General features: G+C 60.3%; 15 protein-coding genes and 4 pseudogenes. 7 read left to right on the top strand and 12 right to left on the bottom strand.

Annotated features, from left to right (window positions below; translation table 11 throughout):
* Both P9272_RS34845 and P9272_RS34850 read left to right on the top strand, forming a co-directional pair.
* Positions 1–435: pseudogene (locus P9272_RS34845) on the top strand (hypothetical protein); the annotation flags it as partial.
* 67 nt (positions 436–502) lie between these two features.
* Positions 503–967 (top strand): hypothetical protein, encoded by a 465-nt coding sequence (locus P9272_RS34850; protein ID WP_278164692.1) that lies wholly within the window; start codon positions 503–505, stop codon positions 965–967.
* A gap of 195 nt (positions 968–1,162) precedes the next feature.
* Here the strand turns inward: P9272_RS34850 and P9272_RS34855 are convergent, their stop codons facing one another.
* Together P9272_RS34855 and P9272_RS34860 are read right to left on the bottom strand one after the other, a co-directional pair.
* Positions 1,163–1,504, bottom strand: a complete 342-nt coding sequence (locus P9272_RS34855; protein WP_278164694.1) for a hypothetical protein — start codon at positions 1,502–1,504, stop codon at positions 1,163–1,165.
* Positions 1,504–2,640 (bottom strand): annotated as a pseudogene (locus P9272_RS34860) (IS5 family transposase). The gene P9272_RS34855 and the pseudogene P9272_RS34860 overlap by 1 nt, the downstream one beginning before the upstream one ends.
* A 215-nt stretch (positions 2,641–2,855) precedes the next feature.
* Between P9272_RS34860 and P9272_RS34865 the strand changes: the two are divergent.
* Both P9272_RS34865 and P9272_RS34870 read left to right on the top strand, forming a co-directional pair.
* Complete coding sequence (locus P9272_RS34865) at positions 2,856–3,161, top strand: hypothetical protein (protein WP_140547060.1); 306 nt, start codon at positions 2,856–2,858, stop codon at positions 3,159–3,161.
* Between the two features lie 468 nt (positions 3,162–3,629).
* Entirely contained in the window at positions 3,630–4,466 is an 837-nt protein-coding gene (locus P9272_RS34870; RefSeq protein WP_278164698.1) for a methyltransferase domain-containing protein, read from the top strand.
* Positions 4,467–4,656: 190 nt separating this feature from the next.
* Here P9272_RS34870 and P9272_RS34875 read toward each other — a convergent pair whose 3' ends face one another.
* The 5 genes from P9272_RS34875 to P9272_RS34895 all read right to left on the bottom strand — a co-directional run bounded on the left by P9272_RS34875 (position 4,657) and on the right by P9272_RS34895 (position 7,528).
* On the bottom strand, positions 4,657–4,860 hold the full coding sequence (locus P9272_RS34875; protein WP_278164716.1) for a DUF2285 domain-containing protein: 204 nt from the start codon (positions 4,858–4,860) through the stop codon (positions 4,657–4,659).
* A 299-nt stretch (positions 4,861–5,159) separates the two neighbouring features.
* A complete protein-coding gene (locus P9272_RS34880; protein ID WP_278164700.1) occupies positions 5,160–5,399 on the bottom strand; it encodes a DUF6499 domain-containing protein in 240 nt (79 codons plus the stop codon).
* A gap of 741 nt (positions 5,400–6,140) precedes the next feature.
* Positions 6,141–6,410, bottom strand: a complete 270-nt coding sequence (locus P9272_RS34885) for a hypothetical protein (RefSeq protein ID WP_278164702.1) — start codon at positions 6,408–6,410, stop codon at positions 6,141–6,143.
* 17 nt (positions 6,411–6,427) lie between these two features.
* Complete coding sequence (locus P9272_RS34890) at positions 6,428–6,619, bottom strand: CsbD family protein (protein ID WP_278164704.1); 192 nt, start codon at positions 6,617–6,619, stop codon at positions 6,428–6,430.
* A gap of 222 nt (positions 6,620–6,841) precedes the next feature.
* Positions 6,842–7,528: a hypothetical protein gene (locus tag P9272_RS34895; RefSeq protein ID WP_278164718.1), complete on the bottom strand. Its 687-nt coding sequence runs from the start codon at positions 7,526–7,528 to the stop codon at positions 6,842–6,844.
* Between the two features lie 91 nt (positions 7,529–7,619).
* Here P9272_RS34895 and P9272_RS34900 point away from each other — a divergent pair.
* Positions 7,620–7,952: pseudogene (locus P9272_RS34900) on the top strand (transposase); the annotation flags it as partial.
* 433 nt (positions 7,953–8,385) lie between these two features.
* On the opposite strand, the gene P9272_RS34905 reads toward P9272_RS34900, so the two are convergent.
* Positions 8,386–9,267: an ABC transporter substrate-binding protein gene (locus tag P9272_RS34905; protein WP_278164706.1), complete on the bottom strand. Its 882-nt coding sequence runs from the start codon at positions 9,265–9,267 to the stop codon at positions 8,386–8,388.
* Positions 9,268–9,583: 316 nt separating this feature from the next.
* Positions 9,584–9,822: pseudogene (locus tag P9272_RS34910) on the bottom strand (hypothetical protein); the annotation flags it as partial.
* Positions 9,823–10,931: 1,109 nt separating this feature from the next.
* On the opposite strand from P9272_RS34910, the gene P9272_RS34915 reads away from it, so the two are divergent.
* The gene (locus tag P9272_RS34915; protein WP_278164708.1) at positions 10,932–11,123 is read left to right on the top strand and encodes a DUF6494 family protein; all 192 of its coding nucleotides are present in this window, start codon (positions 10,932–10,934) and stop codon (positions 11,121–11,123) included.
* 187 nt (positions 11,124–11,310) lie between these two features.
* Here P9272_RS34915 and P9272_RS34920 read toward each other — a convergent pair whose 3' ends face one another.
* The 3 genes from P9272_RS34920 to P9272_RS34930 form a co-directional block, all read right to left on the bottom strand.
* The gene (locus P9272_RS34920; RefSeq protein ID WP_278164710.1) at positions 11,311–11,607 is read right to left on the bottom strand and encodes a DUF982 domain-containing protein; all 297 of its coding nucleotides are present in this window, start codon (positions 11,605–11,607) and stop codon (positions 11,311–11,313) included.
* 199 nt (positions 11,608–11,806) lie between these two features.
* A complete protein-coding gene (locus P9272_RS34925; RefSeq protein ID WP_278164712.1) occupies positions 11,807–13,975 on the bottom strand; it encodes an amylo-alpha-1,6-glucosidase in 2,169 nt (722 codons plus the stop codon).
* Between the two features lie 219 nt (positions 13,976–14,194).
* On the bottom strand, positions 14,195–15,289 hold the full coding sequence (locus P9272_RS34930; RefSeq protein ID WP_278164714.1) for a glycosyltransferase family 4 protein: 1,095 nt from the start codon (positions 15,287–15,289) through the stop codon (positions 14,195–14,197).
* Between the two features lie 558 nt (positions 15,290–15,847).
* Here P9272_RS34930 and P9272_RS34935 point away from each other — a divergent pair.
* Positions 15,848–16,147 carry a hypothetical protein gene (locus P9272_RS34935; RefSeq protein WP_347404087.1) on the top strand — a complete coding sequence of 100 codons (300 nt, stop codon included), beginning with the start codon at positions 15,848–15,850 and terminating at the stop codon, positions 16,145–16,147.
* Positions 16,148–16,300 lie beyond the last annotated feature (153 nt).

Consider the following 16,300-nt stretch of genomic DNA (forward strand, 5'->3'; position numbering starts at 1 on the left):
ACTTCCTTCTTTGCATTCCCACTCTCCAGTTCCGTCAAACACCTTATCTCGGTGTCCACGAAACCGGCAGCAGGCCAAAAAGCTCTCTTGGACGAGTTGCGGCTTCATTATCTGCACGCCCACCAAATTGCGTCGCGCATCGAAAGAGATGCGGCGAGAGGGGCTGGCCTGATCTGGCGGCACTACCAAAGCGTCGTCAAGGGGCACGAGAAAGCGATTGATGAAGAACAGCTTCGGCGCGTGCCAGGGGAGTTGGATCTCACGCCTCACAAGGACCTGAAGGATTACCCATTCTGCGACGGCTGGTCGAAGCATCGCAGTAGCTCGTTACGCGGGATGGTCCAAGGCAGAGACAGCGGGAAATTGAAGCAATGCACACTGCCAAATTTTCTCGCCCTTGGAACTTCCCGACGCACTGCTGGTTCGCCTGCATAGGGACGAGTGAGGCCCACTCCGACCTGTGCATTCTGCAGGCAGAGCGCCTCGCCAACAGGAGACGGCCATGAAACATCAGACACTTGAAGAACTACATGAGGTCGCGAAAGTCGAAGTATCCTTTCCGGCTATGACGCGAGGGCAGCGTTTGGAACATTGGGCCATGCTGCTCGAGCGAAATCCCGAGCGGTGCCTCGCTGCCTTCCCCGGGACGGAATACATGACCCTGGACGTGCGTGACAAGGCGCGATCCCTGGACTCCGCGCTCAGCGTCGCTTTCGCTGATCCGATATTGCGCGCGCAAGGATTGAAGAATGATACCTATGGCGAAGCGAAACGCTTCTTCGAGCTTACGGATTGGCAGTTGCACGCTGTCGTCTGCCATTGCCATGTCGGCGGGACCATGAAAGCCGGATGGGCTGCCATTCAAGTTCGGTCTGCCATGGGCATGGAAGGGAAGCTTTTCAGCAGACTACGTGAAGCGATTGCTCATTGGCCCGTATTTCGCGTTTTGACCCATGCGAGGGAGTAACGCTGCCTCGGAAAGCTGAAAGGCAGCGAGCGAAAAGTCCAGGCAGATGCACTGGCCCTAGCATCGCTAGTTATGAGAATACGGGCGAGCGTCGCCCGTATTCTTTTTGCATCCGATGGCCGCGATCACTCTCCTCAAAGGAAAACCGACCAACGGTGTCCACCGTGGTCCGGCACTAGCAGGCTGTTGAAGAAGTCAGGCGCGCTCCCAGACGAAGCCTGAGTCGGCGTTGTGGATGTAGAAGTGACCGACGAGGCGGCCTGCAGTTCCGATCATGACCCATCCAGGGCCGCAGGCCGGGTCGTTCTCGTCATGCCCTTCCCAAGAGAATTCCGCGCAGGCGGAGCCGTCGTGCGCGCCGTAGCGAACATCGAGGAAGCCCTTCAATGCGCCGAAGGCAACCTCACCGTCTGCAGCGCCTTTGAACGTCAGATGCGCCTCTTCGACGAGATCGAGGAAGTCGTTGTCCCAGGCGTCCATCTCGACGATACGCCAGCGGCCGGCGAATGCCTTTGCGAAGGCGGGAACCTTGGCCATCAACCGGTCTCCGCCATGAGCTTTGGCAACCGCACCAGATTGTAGGCGGCCGCCGCGAAGGTGAAGGCCCATCCGACGCGATCACCGCCGCGGAACCTGGTCTTTCTCTGCCCGCCGATCGTCTTGATCCAGCCAAATGCCTCCTCGATACGCTTCCTGAGGCGCTGGCTGACGGCATAGCCGCCGTGTCGCGTCGTGCGGCCATCGATCGCAGAACTGCGGCCGCTGGTGTTCTGCGCCACATGGGACGTCACATTCATCGAGCGCAGTTCGTTGACGAAGTCCTCCGTGTTATAGGCCTTGTCTTTACCGAGCGTGATCGCCTGCGGCCGGTCGGCACGAGGCTCGACCATGTGCAGCGCCGCCACCCGCTCGGCATGTCCGTCGGCCGGCGTCAGGCAGGCGTCGACCAGCAGGCCGTGACGGTTCTCCATCAGCCCATGCCCCATGAAGCACAGCTTGGTCTCCTTGCCTTTGCCCTTGCGGTAGAGCCTGGCCTCGGGATCGGTGGTCGAGGCATGGGTGTCATTCGAGCGCTTCTGACCGTGGAAGTCCGCTTCGGCGTTGCGCCCGCCGCCTTCAGCGGGCGGCTCGCCCGGGCCGTCCTTCGGCTTGACGCTCTTCATCGACGCCCACGCTTCGATCAGCGTGCCGTCGACCGAGAAGTGATCCGTCGACAGCAGCTTCTTCACCTTCGACTGCGCCATCTCCGCCGCCAGGAACTTCGCCGCGATGTCTCCCGCCAGCAGCCGGTCACGGCTCTTGGAGAACACCGAATGATCCTACGCTGCATCGTCGACGCCGATGCCGACGAACCAGCGGAACAGAAGGTCGTACTCCAGCCGCTCCATCAACAGCCGCTCCGAGCGGATCGAGTAGAACGCCTGCAAGAGCATTGCACGCCGCAGCTTCTCCGGCGAGATCGAGGGCCGTCCGATCGGCGAATACAGCACTGCGAACTCACGCTCCAACGCAGCCAGCGCCTCGTTCACGATCTCACGGATCGCTCGCAGCGGATGATCGCGTCGAACTCGCGCCTCGAGGTCGACGTAGCTAAACAGCTCACCCGTCCGATTGTCACCGCCGCGCGCACCAGCACCCTCCGAATCTCTTCGGAGCCAATGAATCACGCTCATGACACGCCGGCGAGTGACCTTTTCAACAGCCTGCTAGATGCGATCAGTCGGCCTGATTTTCAGCAATTCCTGATTTTCAACGACCTTTGTGAAGTTCATAAGAAAGGTCGAGGGGTGCCTAACCAGCTCTTCACCATAACGACAACGGTTACGGAACCTTCATGATCGCAGCGGACTTCTGAGCTTCATTGTGAACTCGAATGAAGGGGCCCGGCATGAAAGTCACCGCAGCAGGCATCGACCGCATTAAGATCGGCAATGCGGACGCGAGCGGCCAAGGCGCGCATTTCGTCGTTTGGCTTTATCTTCAGGTTGACGAAGGCGGCACACAGACCGGTCAGGAGTTGGTGGTATCGGTGCCATATGATGCGCGGATGACATTCGATGATCTCGCCACCCAGGCTTTCGAGAAAGCGCACGCCATGCTTCGTGCCTGCTGCGAGATTGATGAGACCATGTGGTGGAAGCAGTTCAACCGCAGCCTGGCGCCGTTGCCCGAATGGACGCCCGGCGCCCAATAGTTGGTCGGCGTCGAACCAGGCGTTGAGACTGGCTGGATGCCCGACCCTAGCAATGCGGATGGGATCCACTCCGCATCGTCTGCTTCCAGGCGTAACACGACTTCCAGCATGTCACCTGCGATATCTGCTTCCGGGCAGAAGCAAAGTTTGTCTCAACGGCCGAGATGAAGGCGCAAAGCTCCCGTTCACTTCAGAATCGTATGCCCGCGCCTACAGGCAACGGGATAAGTGGACCAGGCGGCGTCGGAACGATTTCGCGAATGACGCGGTCGCGCGCGCAGCAATTTGGCGTAGCCGCGCTCGACCGTCTTCCAACCTGTATGTTCGCTGGGCAATAGCCGCACTGGGTGTGTCGGCGCATTTGGCTTCATCGGATCGACTGGTATGATAGTGGGGCCGAGCAAGTTCGGGAATGTTGATGGTCGGCTGAGATGATCCGCGAAGCCGGCATCAAAAAGGGGCGATGACATGGAAACGGCGACGGGTTCACAGGTTGCTGAACACTACGCGCGAGGCACTCTGATCGGATATATTCGCGATGGTCTTGCCGCCATGGGGAAGTCCGAAAGCACGGTCACCGCCGAGGATCTCTCGCCGGTAGACGAGTTTCACATTGGCGGCCGCGCGGCCACGGGAGAGTTGGCTGGGCAACTTGCGCTCACCGCCGAGGATCGAGTGCTCGACATCGGCTGCGGCCTGGGTGGCCCGGCCAGACAGATCGCTGCGCGCTACCGCTGCCAGGTGACCGGCATCGACCTCACTCGCGACTACGTCGAAGCCGGCAACGTCCTCTCCGGCTGGCTGCATCTCGCGGACGGTGTCTCATTGCAGCAAGGCGATGCTTTGGCGCTCCCCTTCGCAGATGGATCGTTCACTGCCGCATATATGTTGCACGTCGGAATGAACATTGCCGACAAAGGGGCGCTATTTTCGGGGGCAGCGCGGGTCCTGCGGGCGGGTGCGCGTTTCGGTGTCTTCGACGTCATGCGCACCGGAGCCGGCGAGCTATCCTATCCGCTGCCATGGGCGAGTACGGCAGATACCAACGCGATCGCCACGCCAGAGCAGTACCGCGACGCGCTTTCCGCGGCAGGGTTCGAGATGGTGTCGGAACGCGAGCGGCGCGATGTTGCGCTTGACCATTTCGCGCGGCAGCGCGCCCAGGCGGCCACAGGGCAGACGGTACTGGGGATCCAGACACTTATGGGAGCGCGGCGGCCGCAGATGGTCCGAAACATGGTCGAAAGTATTTCAGCGGGCCAGATTGCGCCGGTCGAGATTATTGCCCGAAGGCGTGATGCCTGAGTTCGATCATCGCCTCTCGCTGCTTCGGGTCAGAGCTTCAACGAACGAGCCATGGCCTGGTACCGTCCGCTAGGTGACCAGCAGAGCTGACCTCAGCGGCCGGAAGGCGGCACAAAGACGCCATTCAATTCAGGATCGGAACCGTGGGCTCGCGGAAAACGCGTTAAGTGAACTAGGCGTCGGAACCCTTTCAGGAATGACGTCGTCGCGCGCGAAGCAATTGGCGATACCCGCGCTCGACCATCTTCAGGCCGTCGCGAACTAAGCGATGCGTCTGATAACGAAAAGCCGAGTCGTGCCAGTCGGCGGCGCTGACCAGTCGCCGACCGAACAAGGCGGTTGCAACTTCAAAATGGGATGCCTGCTCTTCCCGACCATCGAGGCATCGCAGCATGTGCCCAAGGCGCCGGCGCTGGGCCGCGGTCAACCGCGCGTCGGGAAGGTGTTGCCTGTGAATGGGAGCGGATGAACCGTTCGATGGCCTGCAGCCGGTCGTGCGCCATATCGTCGAGCGGAATGATGGCGGCAAGCAATTCGCCTTGCTTGGCGTCGCCAAGAAGCGCCAGTTGTGGGCCGCCAGATCGGATGTGAAGGCCGACCTCGTCACGCCGGTCCGCGGCCAGGGGGACGCCGGAGGCGCTGCTCCCCGTTCGCAGTTCGGACGGAACCTCGACAAGGTTGACGACCGCGGGGTTAATCTGAGGCGCCCAATAGATGGGCTGCTCGACCGCGGACTGATCCGGCCGGGCTGCGAAATTGCAAACCCCAGCGCTTTCGTAATGCGCGCATCCCCTCAGCCGAGCGGGAGGTTGCGAAGTCCTGCTGATATTGCGGATTGCGTCGCAGGAACTCCCAGGCAATCTCATCGGCGGCTGCGCCTTTGATGAATGCATATGCCTGTGGGTCGCGCCACTGCGATGTATCCGGCTTCATCCGCATCCTTCCCTTCTCGATGATTTGATAGGAGGACGCGGCGTTGAGCGAAATCCTTGGATTCCGTCATTGACGGATCGACGCGCGCGTATCCCGGCGCCGAGCGATCAAGCGAGAATTATTGCGATGCATATGCTGCTGGGCGGCTTGCGTGGAAAGCCGCTCAGCCTTTGCCGCGTTTCGGAACATTTTAGCGTCGCTGAATGTTCATCTTCCCATGACGGAGCCACACGAAACCGGAGAAGCCGAGGATGCCAACCGGCGGGAGTTCACCCCGGCCTATTGCCGGGCTGCTCGCGCGCTGCTCGAGTGGCCTCGGGTCCGCCTGACTGCGAAGTAGAATCTCAGCGAAGCCACGATCCGCGACTTTGAGAGCGGGAGGCGCATTCTCCGCGCTGAAAGGATTATGGCGATCCGCAAAGCCTTCGACTCGGCCGGGGTGACGTCAACGGTTGGCTGACAACGCCCGCGGATCTCCCCTCAAGTGAGACACAAGATCAGCGGGGCGGCGCACCAACGGCACGCATCGGATCGGCGGCGCGTGCGTCAAAAAGGATCCGCAGTCGACCGCTGAAGGTGAGGACGCCGAGGTCAAACACGTCGTCGAAGTGCATGACATTTCACCGGCCCAGGCGCGAGAGCTGGTGCGCCGTCACGGTGAGCGACTGGCGCAAGATCGACGAGGCTGCGAAACCTACAAGGACGATAAATGAAGGGCCGCTTGGCCGAGCATGTCCCGCGTCATGATCGCCTCACTGGGCGGTGAAGAGGGTCAACAGCACCTTGCCCTTTTGAGACAAAGCGATCAGGCGCTCCGGTCTTGCCACTGCGGGCGATATAGGCCTCGCCCAGGATCGCCTTCTTGGCGGGCACATCTTCCACTTTGGTATCAGCCTTGCTGACCGCGACGCTCTCCATGTCGATGACGAGATCGCTGATGTCCTTGGACTTCTCCTTGCAGCGCCAGCAAACCCCAAAAGAAAAAGCCCCCGTCGCCGCGGGCTTGTTCACGGTTGAATACTTGACAATCAGGCCTTGTCGACGACCTTCTTCACCGCGTCCTTGACCTGGCCCTTGGCGACCTGCGCCTTGCCCTTGGTTTCCTGAACCTTGCCCTTGGCCTGTTCCTCGTGATTCTCCACGGCATTGCCGACGGCCTGGCGCGCCTTTCCGGCGACTTCGTTGGCGTTGCCCTTAACCTTGTCCGATGTGCTTCCCATGACGCGCTCCCTTGTTGGATTGAGGCATTCACTCCGCAAGAGAATCTGTTCGTCGACAATTGGTTCCACGTTTCCGGAACACCGACACCAAAGGGAGAACAGAGGGCTGTGACAACGGGAACGGGCGGGTGCGCCCATTGCTCGGACGTCTCGTAACGTGAAGATCAATCCGCCGCTCACAGAACGCTCGAGGCCCTCCCGTAAACACGACGTTTGCGATACCTATTGGCTCGCGCCCTTTAGTGTCTTGAACGTCTCTGTCCAGCTGCGATAGGCCTCGTCGTCGCCTTGGCTCCACGCGCTGAAGGCGCGCCAGGCCGCGAACGATGAGGCGGGCTGCTCGAGCAGAGAGCCGATCGATTGGTCGCCGCCGGGCCAGCCGGCCGGCTGGTCGCATATCGCGTCATCAGCGAGACGCCGCAGGTCGGCCAATGCAGAGCGGATCTGCGGAAGCGGAAATTCGCAAAGATCGGTGTTGTCCTTCGCTTCTCGAACCACGACCGCAAGCTTGGCGATCACACCCGCCAACGACTGTGCGGGCGTCGCGGCAATCTCAGCCAAGAGGGCGTCGGCCTTGTCCGCCGCATCCTCTTCCCGGCCATCGAGATCGTCGCAGTCGGCGCTAGTACCCTCCCCGTGCCCAATAACTGGACCGGTGGGCAAGAATGCGCCGCGCTCCAAGAGGCTCTCCTCCTCTTGCTGCTGCCGGATGCAGGAAGCCAGCATCTCAACATGGGCGTCAATCCAGACGAGGCACAGGAGAAGTGCGGGATCGCGTGACAACGGAGTTTGGACTGAAAGCCCGGCACGCTCTTGGGTCAACGGAGATTGCATCTCCCGTCCAAGCGTGACGGAAGGCAAAGTCGTGGTATTGTCGGAATCAGATGGGGTATTCGGCTCGAACCCCATCTTCAACGGTGATGCAAGGAGGTGTTGCGCTTCGAGCTGATGATAACTTTGTCTGTCCAAACAGCCACAGCATCAGGAAAGGAAGCGCAACATGAAGCATTTTGTTGGCCTCGATATCTCGGTGAAGGAAACCGCCGTTTGCGTTGGCGACGAAACCGGCAGGATTTGTCATGAGGTGAAGGTGGTCAGCCACCCTGACGATATGATTGCGGTGCTGAAGGACTCGACTTGGAACGTGGAACGGGTCGGGCTCGAAGCAGGGCCCTTGTCGCAGTGGCTATTCGAGGGGCTGGCCAGGGCCGGGCTACCAGTCATCTGCATCGAAACACGACATGTGAAAGCATTCCTGAAGGCGCAGCCGAACAAGACACATCGCAATGACGCGCGCGGCATAGCCCAGATGATGCGGGTCAACCTATTCCGCCCGGCTGGAATTGAAGTACTGCCCGACAATGGAATTCTGTTGCGAAAGAGCAGTTGATCGTGTTTTCATTGCTGAAGCCCGATGTCGGGCGCCGAAGCCCATCCGACCGAGGCCGGACGGGCTTGCTAGCTGTTACTCGCCGTTGCGGCGGTTGGGGCGGGACCAGATGAGGTTGTGGCCCTCGTCTAGCCGGAATACCTTCCGATTCAATAAAGCTATGAAACGCAGCCGACCCGTTGCGGGTTGATCGGGGAAGATCCGCACCCGCTCCAGGAAAGCCATCAGGTGGGCTCAACATGCCCGGCCAAGCAGCGCTTTGTCGCGATGCGCCCGAAAGCGGACGCGTTATGCTCACTTTGATTTTAGTCGTTCGTGGCCCACGGCAGACTTCGAGTCCGCCAACGGATCATCCGCCGTCGGCGCCTTTCACGATTCACCGGATAACTTGGTTCGCCTTCGCAAGCACTTCGGATGGAACGGTTACGCCAAGCTGCCCAGCCGTCTGGAGGTTGATCACAAGCTCGTGCGACAAGGCCGCCCTGATGGGCAACTCGCTTGGATTGCCGCCACGCAAGATTGTATCGGCGTATTGTGCCATCTGCCGCGCCGCGTCGCGAAGACTGGTCCCATAAGCAATCAGCCCGCCGGCGTCGAGCATTGATACGGGAAAAACGGATGGCAACCGGTGGGCTATCGCTAGCTCGGCGATCTGCTTCCTGCAGGCTTGATTGATCGGCTCTTCCAGCACGACCAGCGCCTGCGCGCACTCGCCCTCCATGGCCTCAAAGGCTTTTTCATATTCGGGAGAAGGGGCTTCGACTCGGATGACTTGTGGCTGAATCCTCAGACCGCGAGCTGCATCCCTGTTCGAAGTCGACATGCAGTCTGAAACGCCGAGGTCACTCAATATAGCGACCCGCTCAAGGTTAGGATTGAGCGCCTTTAGGAACTGCAATTGCGCCGTGCCCTGCTCCGGATCGAAGGTAGTTACTCCGGTGACGTTCCCGCCGGGGTGCCCCAAGTTGGAGGCTAATCCGTCGCCGAGCGGCTCGACAACGACCGCGAACACTATGGGGATCGTCGAGGTCGCTTGCCGAACCGCTCGCACTGTCACGGCCCCAATGACGGCGATAAGATCAACGCCAAGGCTGACCATTTCGAGGGCGAACTTGGGCAGCAGATGCAATTGTCCCTCGGCTGCTCGAAGTTCGAAACGGATTGCTTCGTCCTCGATCCATCCGAGGTCCCGAAGTCCCAACTTGAAGCCATCCATTGGATAGGCCGAGCCAGCGACGATGATCCCGATGCGCTTCATGGTGTGGATTTCCTAAGGACGGCGGTGACCACGATAGCATGCCCCGTCGAGGGCTGCACCTTGCGTCTTCTGACGCAACCTAAGGCGACAGGGCCGCGTGTGGCCCGAAGGCGAAGTGGCGCGATGCCCGCTCCCGCGCCGCTGTGGGGGAGAAGCAGACACTAGGTGGCCGACTTATAGAAACCGACTTTATGAGTACGCATCCTGGTGTCGGAATGCGGGCCGCGGCTCAGCCGACCCACGCATGGATCCAGATTTCGTGGCCATCTGACCTGCCACTGAACTGTCATCCAGCGGCGGTTAGAGCCTCGGCCGTCGCTTCGACGAACGGCACCTTTTCAAGATATTGGACCAGGCGAAAGACATCGCCTTTGCCGTCGCCGAGCGGGTCGAACCAGCCCTTGCCGCCATGAATGACAATGATGATCGAGCCCCTCGGCGATATTTCATCGCGTTGCGCGTGCTCTCCTTGATGTCCAGGGCGAACCCCGCGCGCTCCAGCACTGCAGCGCAGGGTATCTTGTCCTTCAGTCTTTCAAGTTCTGCTTTTTCCATTTTCGCCCGCACCTTTGCAGCGCCTCCTTTCTGTTCGGTTCTCGCCCAAGCAATTGGGCAGGAACAGGAGGCCGCGAAGAGCAAGGCGGGCAAGGGCGCGGCATGCACCGCCGTGATGGTGGGGGTTGCGCCGCGGCGCAGCTTTCCTTGCCGGCCTTGGCGCGCAAGCGGCACGATTTGCCGCCGCCGCTCTCGGCGACACTCTGCTTCCGCGACGACTGCACGCACCGGGCCTTTGCTCCTCTCTTCCCTCGTCACCCGTCGCTCAAAATTCCGCCCTTCTCGGCCTCTCCCTCGGGAGAGCCCACTGCTCGCCCGACCAATGTGAAAAGGGCGTACAAAGTGGAGGCACCGAAATGTCCATAAGCCCCAACAAGTCAGTTCGGTGCCGAAGCAGGTTCGTGGCCCTGAGACCGGTTCAACAGGGCGGCCGAAGGAGCATCAGCATAGCGCCGCCGTAAGGCGGGATGCGGGACCGACAGCCCCCGGCGAAGGGCGCCGTATGAAAACGATCAGTCGGGCTCTCCGATAATTGCCTCAATGTGATCGATACTAAATGAAAATCGAGTGAGAAATGCCGCGGAAGCGTGCGTCAAGAAGCCGATTTCTGGACGGTGGGGGCGCCGGCAGGCCGCCAGGTTTCCATGGCATTGTAGCGAGAGCTGATACTTCCGACTTCCTGCAACGGGTGAGTGGCTGAGGCTGGCGTATTTGGCTTGGATCCTGCCAGAACGACAGCTTTTTGTCGTTTGTCATCTCGCCAGCAGCACGCACCGTTTCCAGTCGCGCCGCACCCAAATCCGGGAGATCGACCCATCGGGATCGGGAATGAAAGTACCGTTATCGATGTGGAAAATAGAACCTGGTCATGGGCTCTCGCCCATTCGACAGACCCCAACGCTCGCCGGGCCGCATTGTTGCTCAGGAAACCTATTCTGCCTTGGCAACCCAGCGATAGCGGAGGCCGATCACGGTTCCATACCTTCCAATCGCCGAACCCGGCGCTCCTTCGGGCTCGGGATCCAGTCCTATGGGGCACGGAACCGTCCTGCTTCCTTGATGCTTTGCCTTCCCTTAAGATCCCGGTCGGACAGGAGAGGAGTTCCGCCGTGAGCGAAGATGCATTCAACATGTCGATCCGCAAGTTCCTGAAGGAAGTCGGCGTCACCTCCCAGCGCAAGATCGAGGAGACGGTGCGCGACGGGCAAATCGGCGGCAAGAGGTTGAAGGTCCGCATGACTCTGACGGCGGAAGGCACCGACCTCAACCACGTGGTGGCCGGCGAGATCGAACTTCCATGAGAGGGGCGAAGTCGTCCGGCCGAACCCACAGCGTTTCCAGCCGCGCGGCGTCCGTCACTCAACCCCGGTTATTTGGGATGGGAAGAGGGGCTCGGCCGAGGTCCCATAGACGCGCCCCCTGACGCGGCGTTTGGCTCCGGCACGTTTCGTCGCAAGCTGCGTCTGATGAAGCGTCCTTTCGCGCCCCTCACAAGAGGTATGCGTTGCTGATCTTTGGCCCAGTCATCCACGGCGGCGCTGTGGGCACGTCCTCGATCACGCCAACCTTGCGGGCCCAAGTCATAGAGGCCTTGTGTGCGGCCTCGACCGGTTTGCGACCGTCATAAGCCGAGTAGCACGCTTCGCAGGCCGCCGCGTGAAGCAGGCCGCGTCTCTCCACAGGCCACTCTTCCAAGAACTCAATGGCATCCATCAGGCAGTCGATCTTTTGGATGTAGCCATCCTCCCTTACGAAAACCGGCTGCTTGAAAGCATCACTTTCCATAGTGACCTCCCCTTCAACAACTGACCCGTTGGTCGTTCCCCAAATGCACCGGTAATGTTCGAACACCTGCACGCTCGGCTGGAGACCAAGAGAAAAGATTGGAAGGAGCTCTTTTCGGTTCAAGAGGTTCCCGCGAGACCTCACCAGCAGCACCTGAACGCCCAGTGAACATAGATGGCAGACCCTGCTACCCGGGTTGCTAGGAGCGAACGACCAGTGGCACAAGACCCTCGTGCCGTTCGTCGAGATAGCAGACGACCCGGTCGCCGACGCGTTGGAAATTGAGGTCGATCTTCGCCTCGCCCACGGTTAGGTGCCGGATGACGATGTTGTCGATGCCTATCGGCAACCGCGGCCGTTCGACATTGATCTCGCGCTTCCAACCGTCGATGCGGATTCCCAGGCAGGCCTGCAGCATCATGAACGCGGAACCGGCCGACCATGCCTGCGGCAGACAGGCGACGGGATAGGCAATCGGCGCATCCCCGATGGCCCGCGTAAAGCCACAGAACAGCTCCGGAAGCCGCATATTGAAGCGGACGGCCGCCTCGAACATGCTGCTCATAAGCTTCACGACGCTGGTGCGCTCCTGGTAGCGGGCTAGCCCGGCGGCACAGATGGCGGTGTCGTGCGGCCAGATCGAGCCGTTATGGTAAGACATCGGATTGAACGGAATCTCGTCGTCGGCCAATGTGCGAACGCCCCAACCGCTGTGCAGATGCCCCGACAGCAACTGCTCGGCGATTGATTTCGCCCGTTCTGCCGACGGCAGCCCAACATAGAGCAGGTGACCCGCGTTGGAGGCGCGCACCGCGCATTGCCTGCCTTCTCCATCGATTGCCAAAGCGTAGAAATCGCGGTCCGGCATCCAGAACCGGGCCTCCACTGCGCTGCGTATTCTTTCTGCCATGGCGCTCCAGTGCGCCGCCTTGGCGGCGTCTCCGCGCTTGGCCGCCAAGGCAGCCATGCCTTGATAGGCTGCGAAGACGTAGCCTTGCACCTCGACCAGCGCGATCGGACCTCGAGGTATTTTGCCGTCGACATGGAATATGGCGTCGGCGCTGTCCTTCCAGCCCTGGTTGAAGAGGCCCGTGTCCGCTGCCCTGTTATAGGTCACGAAACCGTCGCTGTTGCCGGCGCCGACTTCCTCCATCCACCCGATTGCCGCGCACAGCGAATCCCACATGCGGTTGACGAACTCGTCATCGCCCGTGCGATCGGCATAGGACCAAGCCAGGTAGACATAGAGTGGAGTGGTGTCGACGCCGCCGTAGTAGCGGCCGAATGGCAGCTCGCGCAGGACAGCCATCTCCCCCTTGCGCGTTTCATGCATGATCTTGCCTGGCTCGGCATCGTCGAACACAGAGGTCTCCATCGATTGATAGCGGGCAAGGAACGCCAGCACGCCGCGAGCAAGCTCGGGGTTGAGCCACAGCATTTGCAGGGCGGAAATGACGCCGTCGCGGCCGAAGGCCGTCGAGAACCAGGGAATACCGGCGTACGGATATGGCCCGGTTTCCAGATCGGTGGTCAGCAGGGCAATGTCGGCACGTGTGCGTGTGAGCCAATCATTGAACACCCGGCCGGAGCTGAAAACAGTGGCGCCTTGCCGACGCTTTGAGCGCATTGCAAATCGCGCCCGCGCGGCGGCGGCGCGGAACCGGTCACTGGACGGGACTTCTTCGTTCTGACCAACTTCCAGATACAGCGCCTTTCTATCATGTCTCCCGACCAGAATGAGAAACTCTGCATGGTGGGGATGGATCTGGTCGGGCCTGATCGAAAACGCGATGACGGATTGGCGCGCCAAATTGTCGAGGCCCTCGTAGCGAAATGTCACGCCTGACGCGCCGACCAAGGCATCATGTGCGCGACCGCGCCGGCTGCGCGTCGTGCCGCGCACCTCGAACATGTCACGGAAATCGGCATCGAAGTCGAACCGGACCGGCAACAACACCTCACGCGCGGAGTAATTCGTGAAAGTGACACGCTCGTACATGCGGTCATGCCAGATGAATCTGGTCCTCTCGATGTGCACGACCCCAGGCAGCGTTTCACTACCGTCGGGCCCGATGGTGGCCAGATTTGTGAGATTGGCGGAGAATAGGATATTGTCCTGCGACAGCGAGGCTCCGAGCAATGACGGCATGCGGCCGCCTATGAACAGCCGGAAACGCGACAGCACTCGCGTATCGTCGCGGAAAAGTCCGTCGCCGCTGCCGCGTATGTCGCCATAGCTGTCGGCGACGACGAAGCAGTCTTCATGCTTCAGCGCAAATTGCCTATGCGGCTCGCGCGGTGCCGATTCATCGAGTGCGGGGAGAGCGACCGCTGGATCAAGCTTACGTTCTTCGACTTCGATGCTCATCTCATCCCTCCTGTTCAGCCGCCGATGCGGGCGCCATCCAATGTGCCTGCGCCCGACCATCCCCTCTCAACAGTATTGCGCATCGATGCTGCGATGCCCGCGATCCCGAGAGCGTCATTGAAATTTTGGCGGATATTCGACGAAGCTTCCGCTGCTCGACCTGATCGAATGCGGCGGGAACCCGGCGATTCTAATCGCCACTCGTCTCAAGCGATGCTGTTAAAAAGTGCTGGCTATCTCAGCCGCGTTTTCGGCGAACCCGTTTCGCGAGCGGAGCGAAAATTGCTCGTCGCATGCTGGCAAGCGGTAGATCCCCAGATAGTCGCTGCACATGCGCCCGACGGTGAACCGCTTTTCAAAAGTGTTCCGCACCCGTGCGCGATCGAGACTGCCTATCCGCCGCACAGCGTCGACGGCTTCGTCAATGCCTTCTACTATCAGTCCGGAGACGCCGTGATCGATCACCTCCGGAACGGCTCCCCGGTTGAATGCAACCACGGGCGTACCGCACGCCATCGCCTCGATCGTCACGAGGCCGAATGGCTCCGGCCAATCGATCGGAAACAGCAGCGCTGCCGCGTTGCCCAAAAATTCCGCCTTCTTACGCTCATCAATCTCGCCAATGAACTCGACATTCGAATGCCGAAGCACCTGGGGTTCGACCCTGTCGCTCCAAAATGACCGGTCCACTGCGTCGATTTTCGCCGCGATCTTCAGCGGCATTCCAGCGCGCGCGGCGATTTCTATGGCGGCTTCCGGTCCCTTTTCGGGTGATATGCGGCCGAGGAACGCGAGGTATCCAGAGGCTTTCGGCCGGAATGGCAGGATGTCGTTCGGCAGGCCGTGATAGACCGTTCCAAGCCAATTGACCGGCGGCATGGGCCGGCGCTGGTCATCTGAAATTGAGACCAGTGGAAGATCGTTGAACATTGCGTATAGCTGCGCCAGGTCCGGAAGGTCGAGCCGGCCATGAAGCGTGGTAACGGTTCGCTGCACGAACTCTCTAATTATCGGAAAATGGAGAACATCGACGTGGAAATGCAGCACGTCGAATTCGTCCGCCCGTCTGCGGACCTGTTCAAGCATCATCACGTGGTAAGGAATCGGACTCCTTGCATTCGGGTTAAAGCGTAGCGCAACATCGCAACAAGGCACCAGTTCGGCCGACGTACGTGAATCGCCGCTCGCGAACAGCGTCACGTCATGGCCCCTTCGAACCAGCTCTTCCGTTAAATGTGAAACGATGCGCTCGGTCCCGCCATAGAGCTTGGGTGGCACGGACTCAGTCAGGGGGGCGATCTGGGCAATCTTCATGCGCGTGACCCTGTAACGAAAGCAGGCCTTCGACCAACCGGCTCGGGAGCGGTTGCTCCTTCTCTCGCGTTGTCGCGAACTTTCGAACTGCTAATTTGTTCCCGGTATCAATTACTTCGCCGTGGCATTACACAAACTGGGACAGGGCGCGCCATGGCTATAAACTGCCCGACGGGCAAGCCCGTTGGCGAACATGGCGGCAATCGAGGCGATCGCGATGCAGTGCGGCTTCAGTTCAGCTCTAAGCGCCCGGGCGCGTGATTGTTCCGGGCCAAATCCGAGAACGCGGCAGCCCTCACATATGCCTTGCGTGCGCTACCCCGCGGCTCGGAGCCGGGAAGGAAAAGGTCAACTCGCGTCGAGTACTGGCGAAGCAGACGCATTCAGCACAATCAACATATGTGCGGGTGGGCAGCACCCGAACGACCCTAGGGAGCGCTGGTGAACGCAGTTACTGTCGTACTCGAGGATACGCTGACAATTTTAATGATATTTCGGCCGGAATTTTATGACCGGCCGTGCGAAATCCACTTCAAAGACGAGACTTGGGGGTGGAAAATGAATTTCTCGAATTGTTTGAAGTGGGGCGCGGCGGTCGCGTTCGGTCTCGGGCTCTCACTGGTAGCCGGGACGAGCGCGCAGGCGGGAGAAGTTCGCAAGTCCCGCGAGGAAACGCGAACTGTCTATCTGGTCAAATACCGGGTCAACGGCATGGTCCGGTATAACAAGAACCCCACGACGGTGCACAAGATCTCGTTCTTCCAGTACCTGCACAGCAACCCCTACGTCTGCACCCCGAGCGGTTTCGGTCAGAAGTCGCGTTGTTATATGCGGACTTTCAAGCAGCCGGACGTGTGATTTGCGATAAGATCTGACTGAATGGCCGTGCCGGGACAGGCGCGTCCATTCTGCGTTTACGGGAAGTCCAGGGCATCTAGCAGGCTGTTGAAGAAGTCAGGCGCGCTCGCAGACGAAGCCTGAATCGTCGGCATTGTGGATGTAGAAGTGGCC

The sequence above is a fragment of the Mesorhizobium sp. WSM4976 genome (assembly GCF_029625685.1).
Lineage (GTDB): Bacteria > Pseudomonadota > Alphaproteobacteria > Rhizobiales > Rhizobiaceae > Mesorhizobium.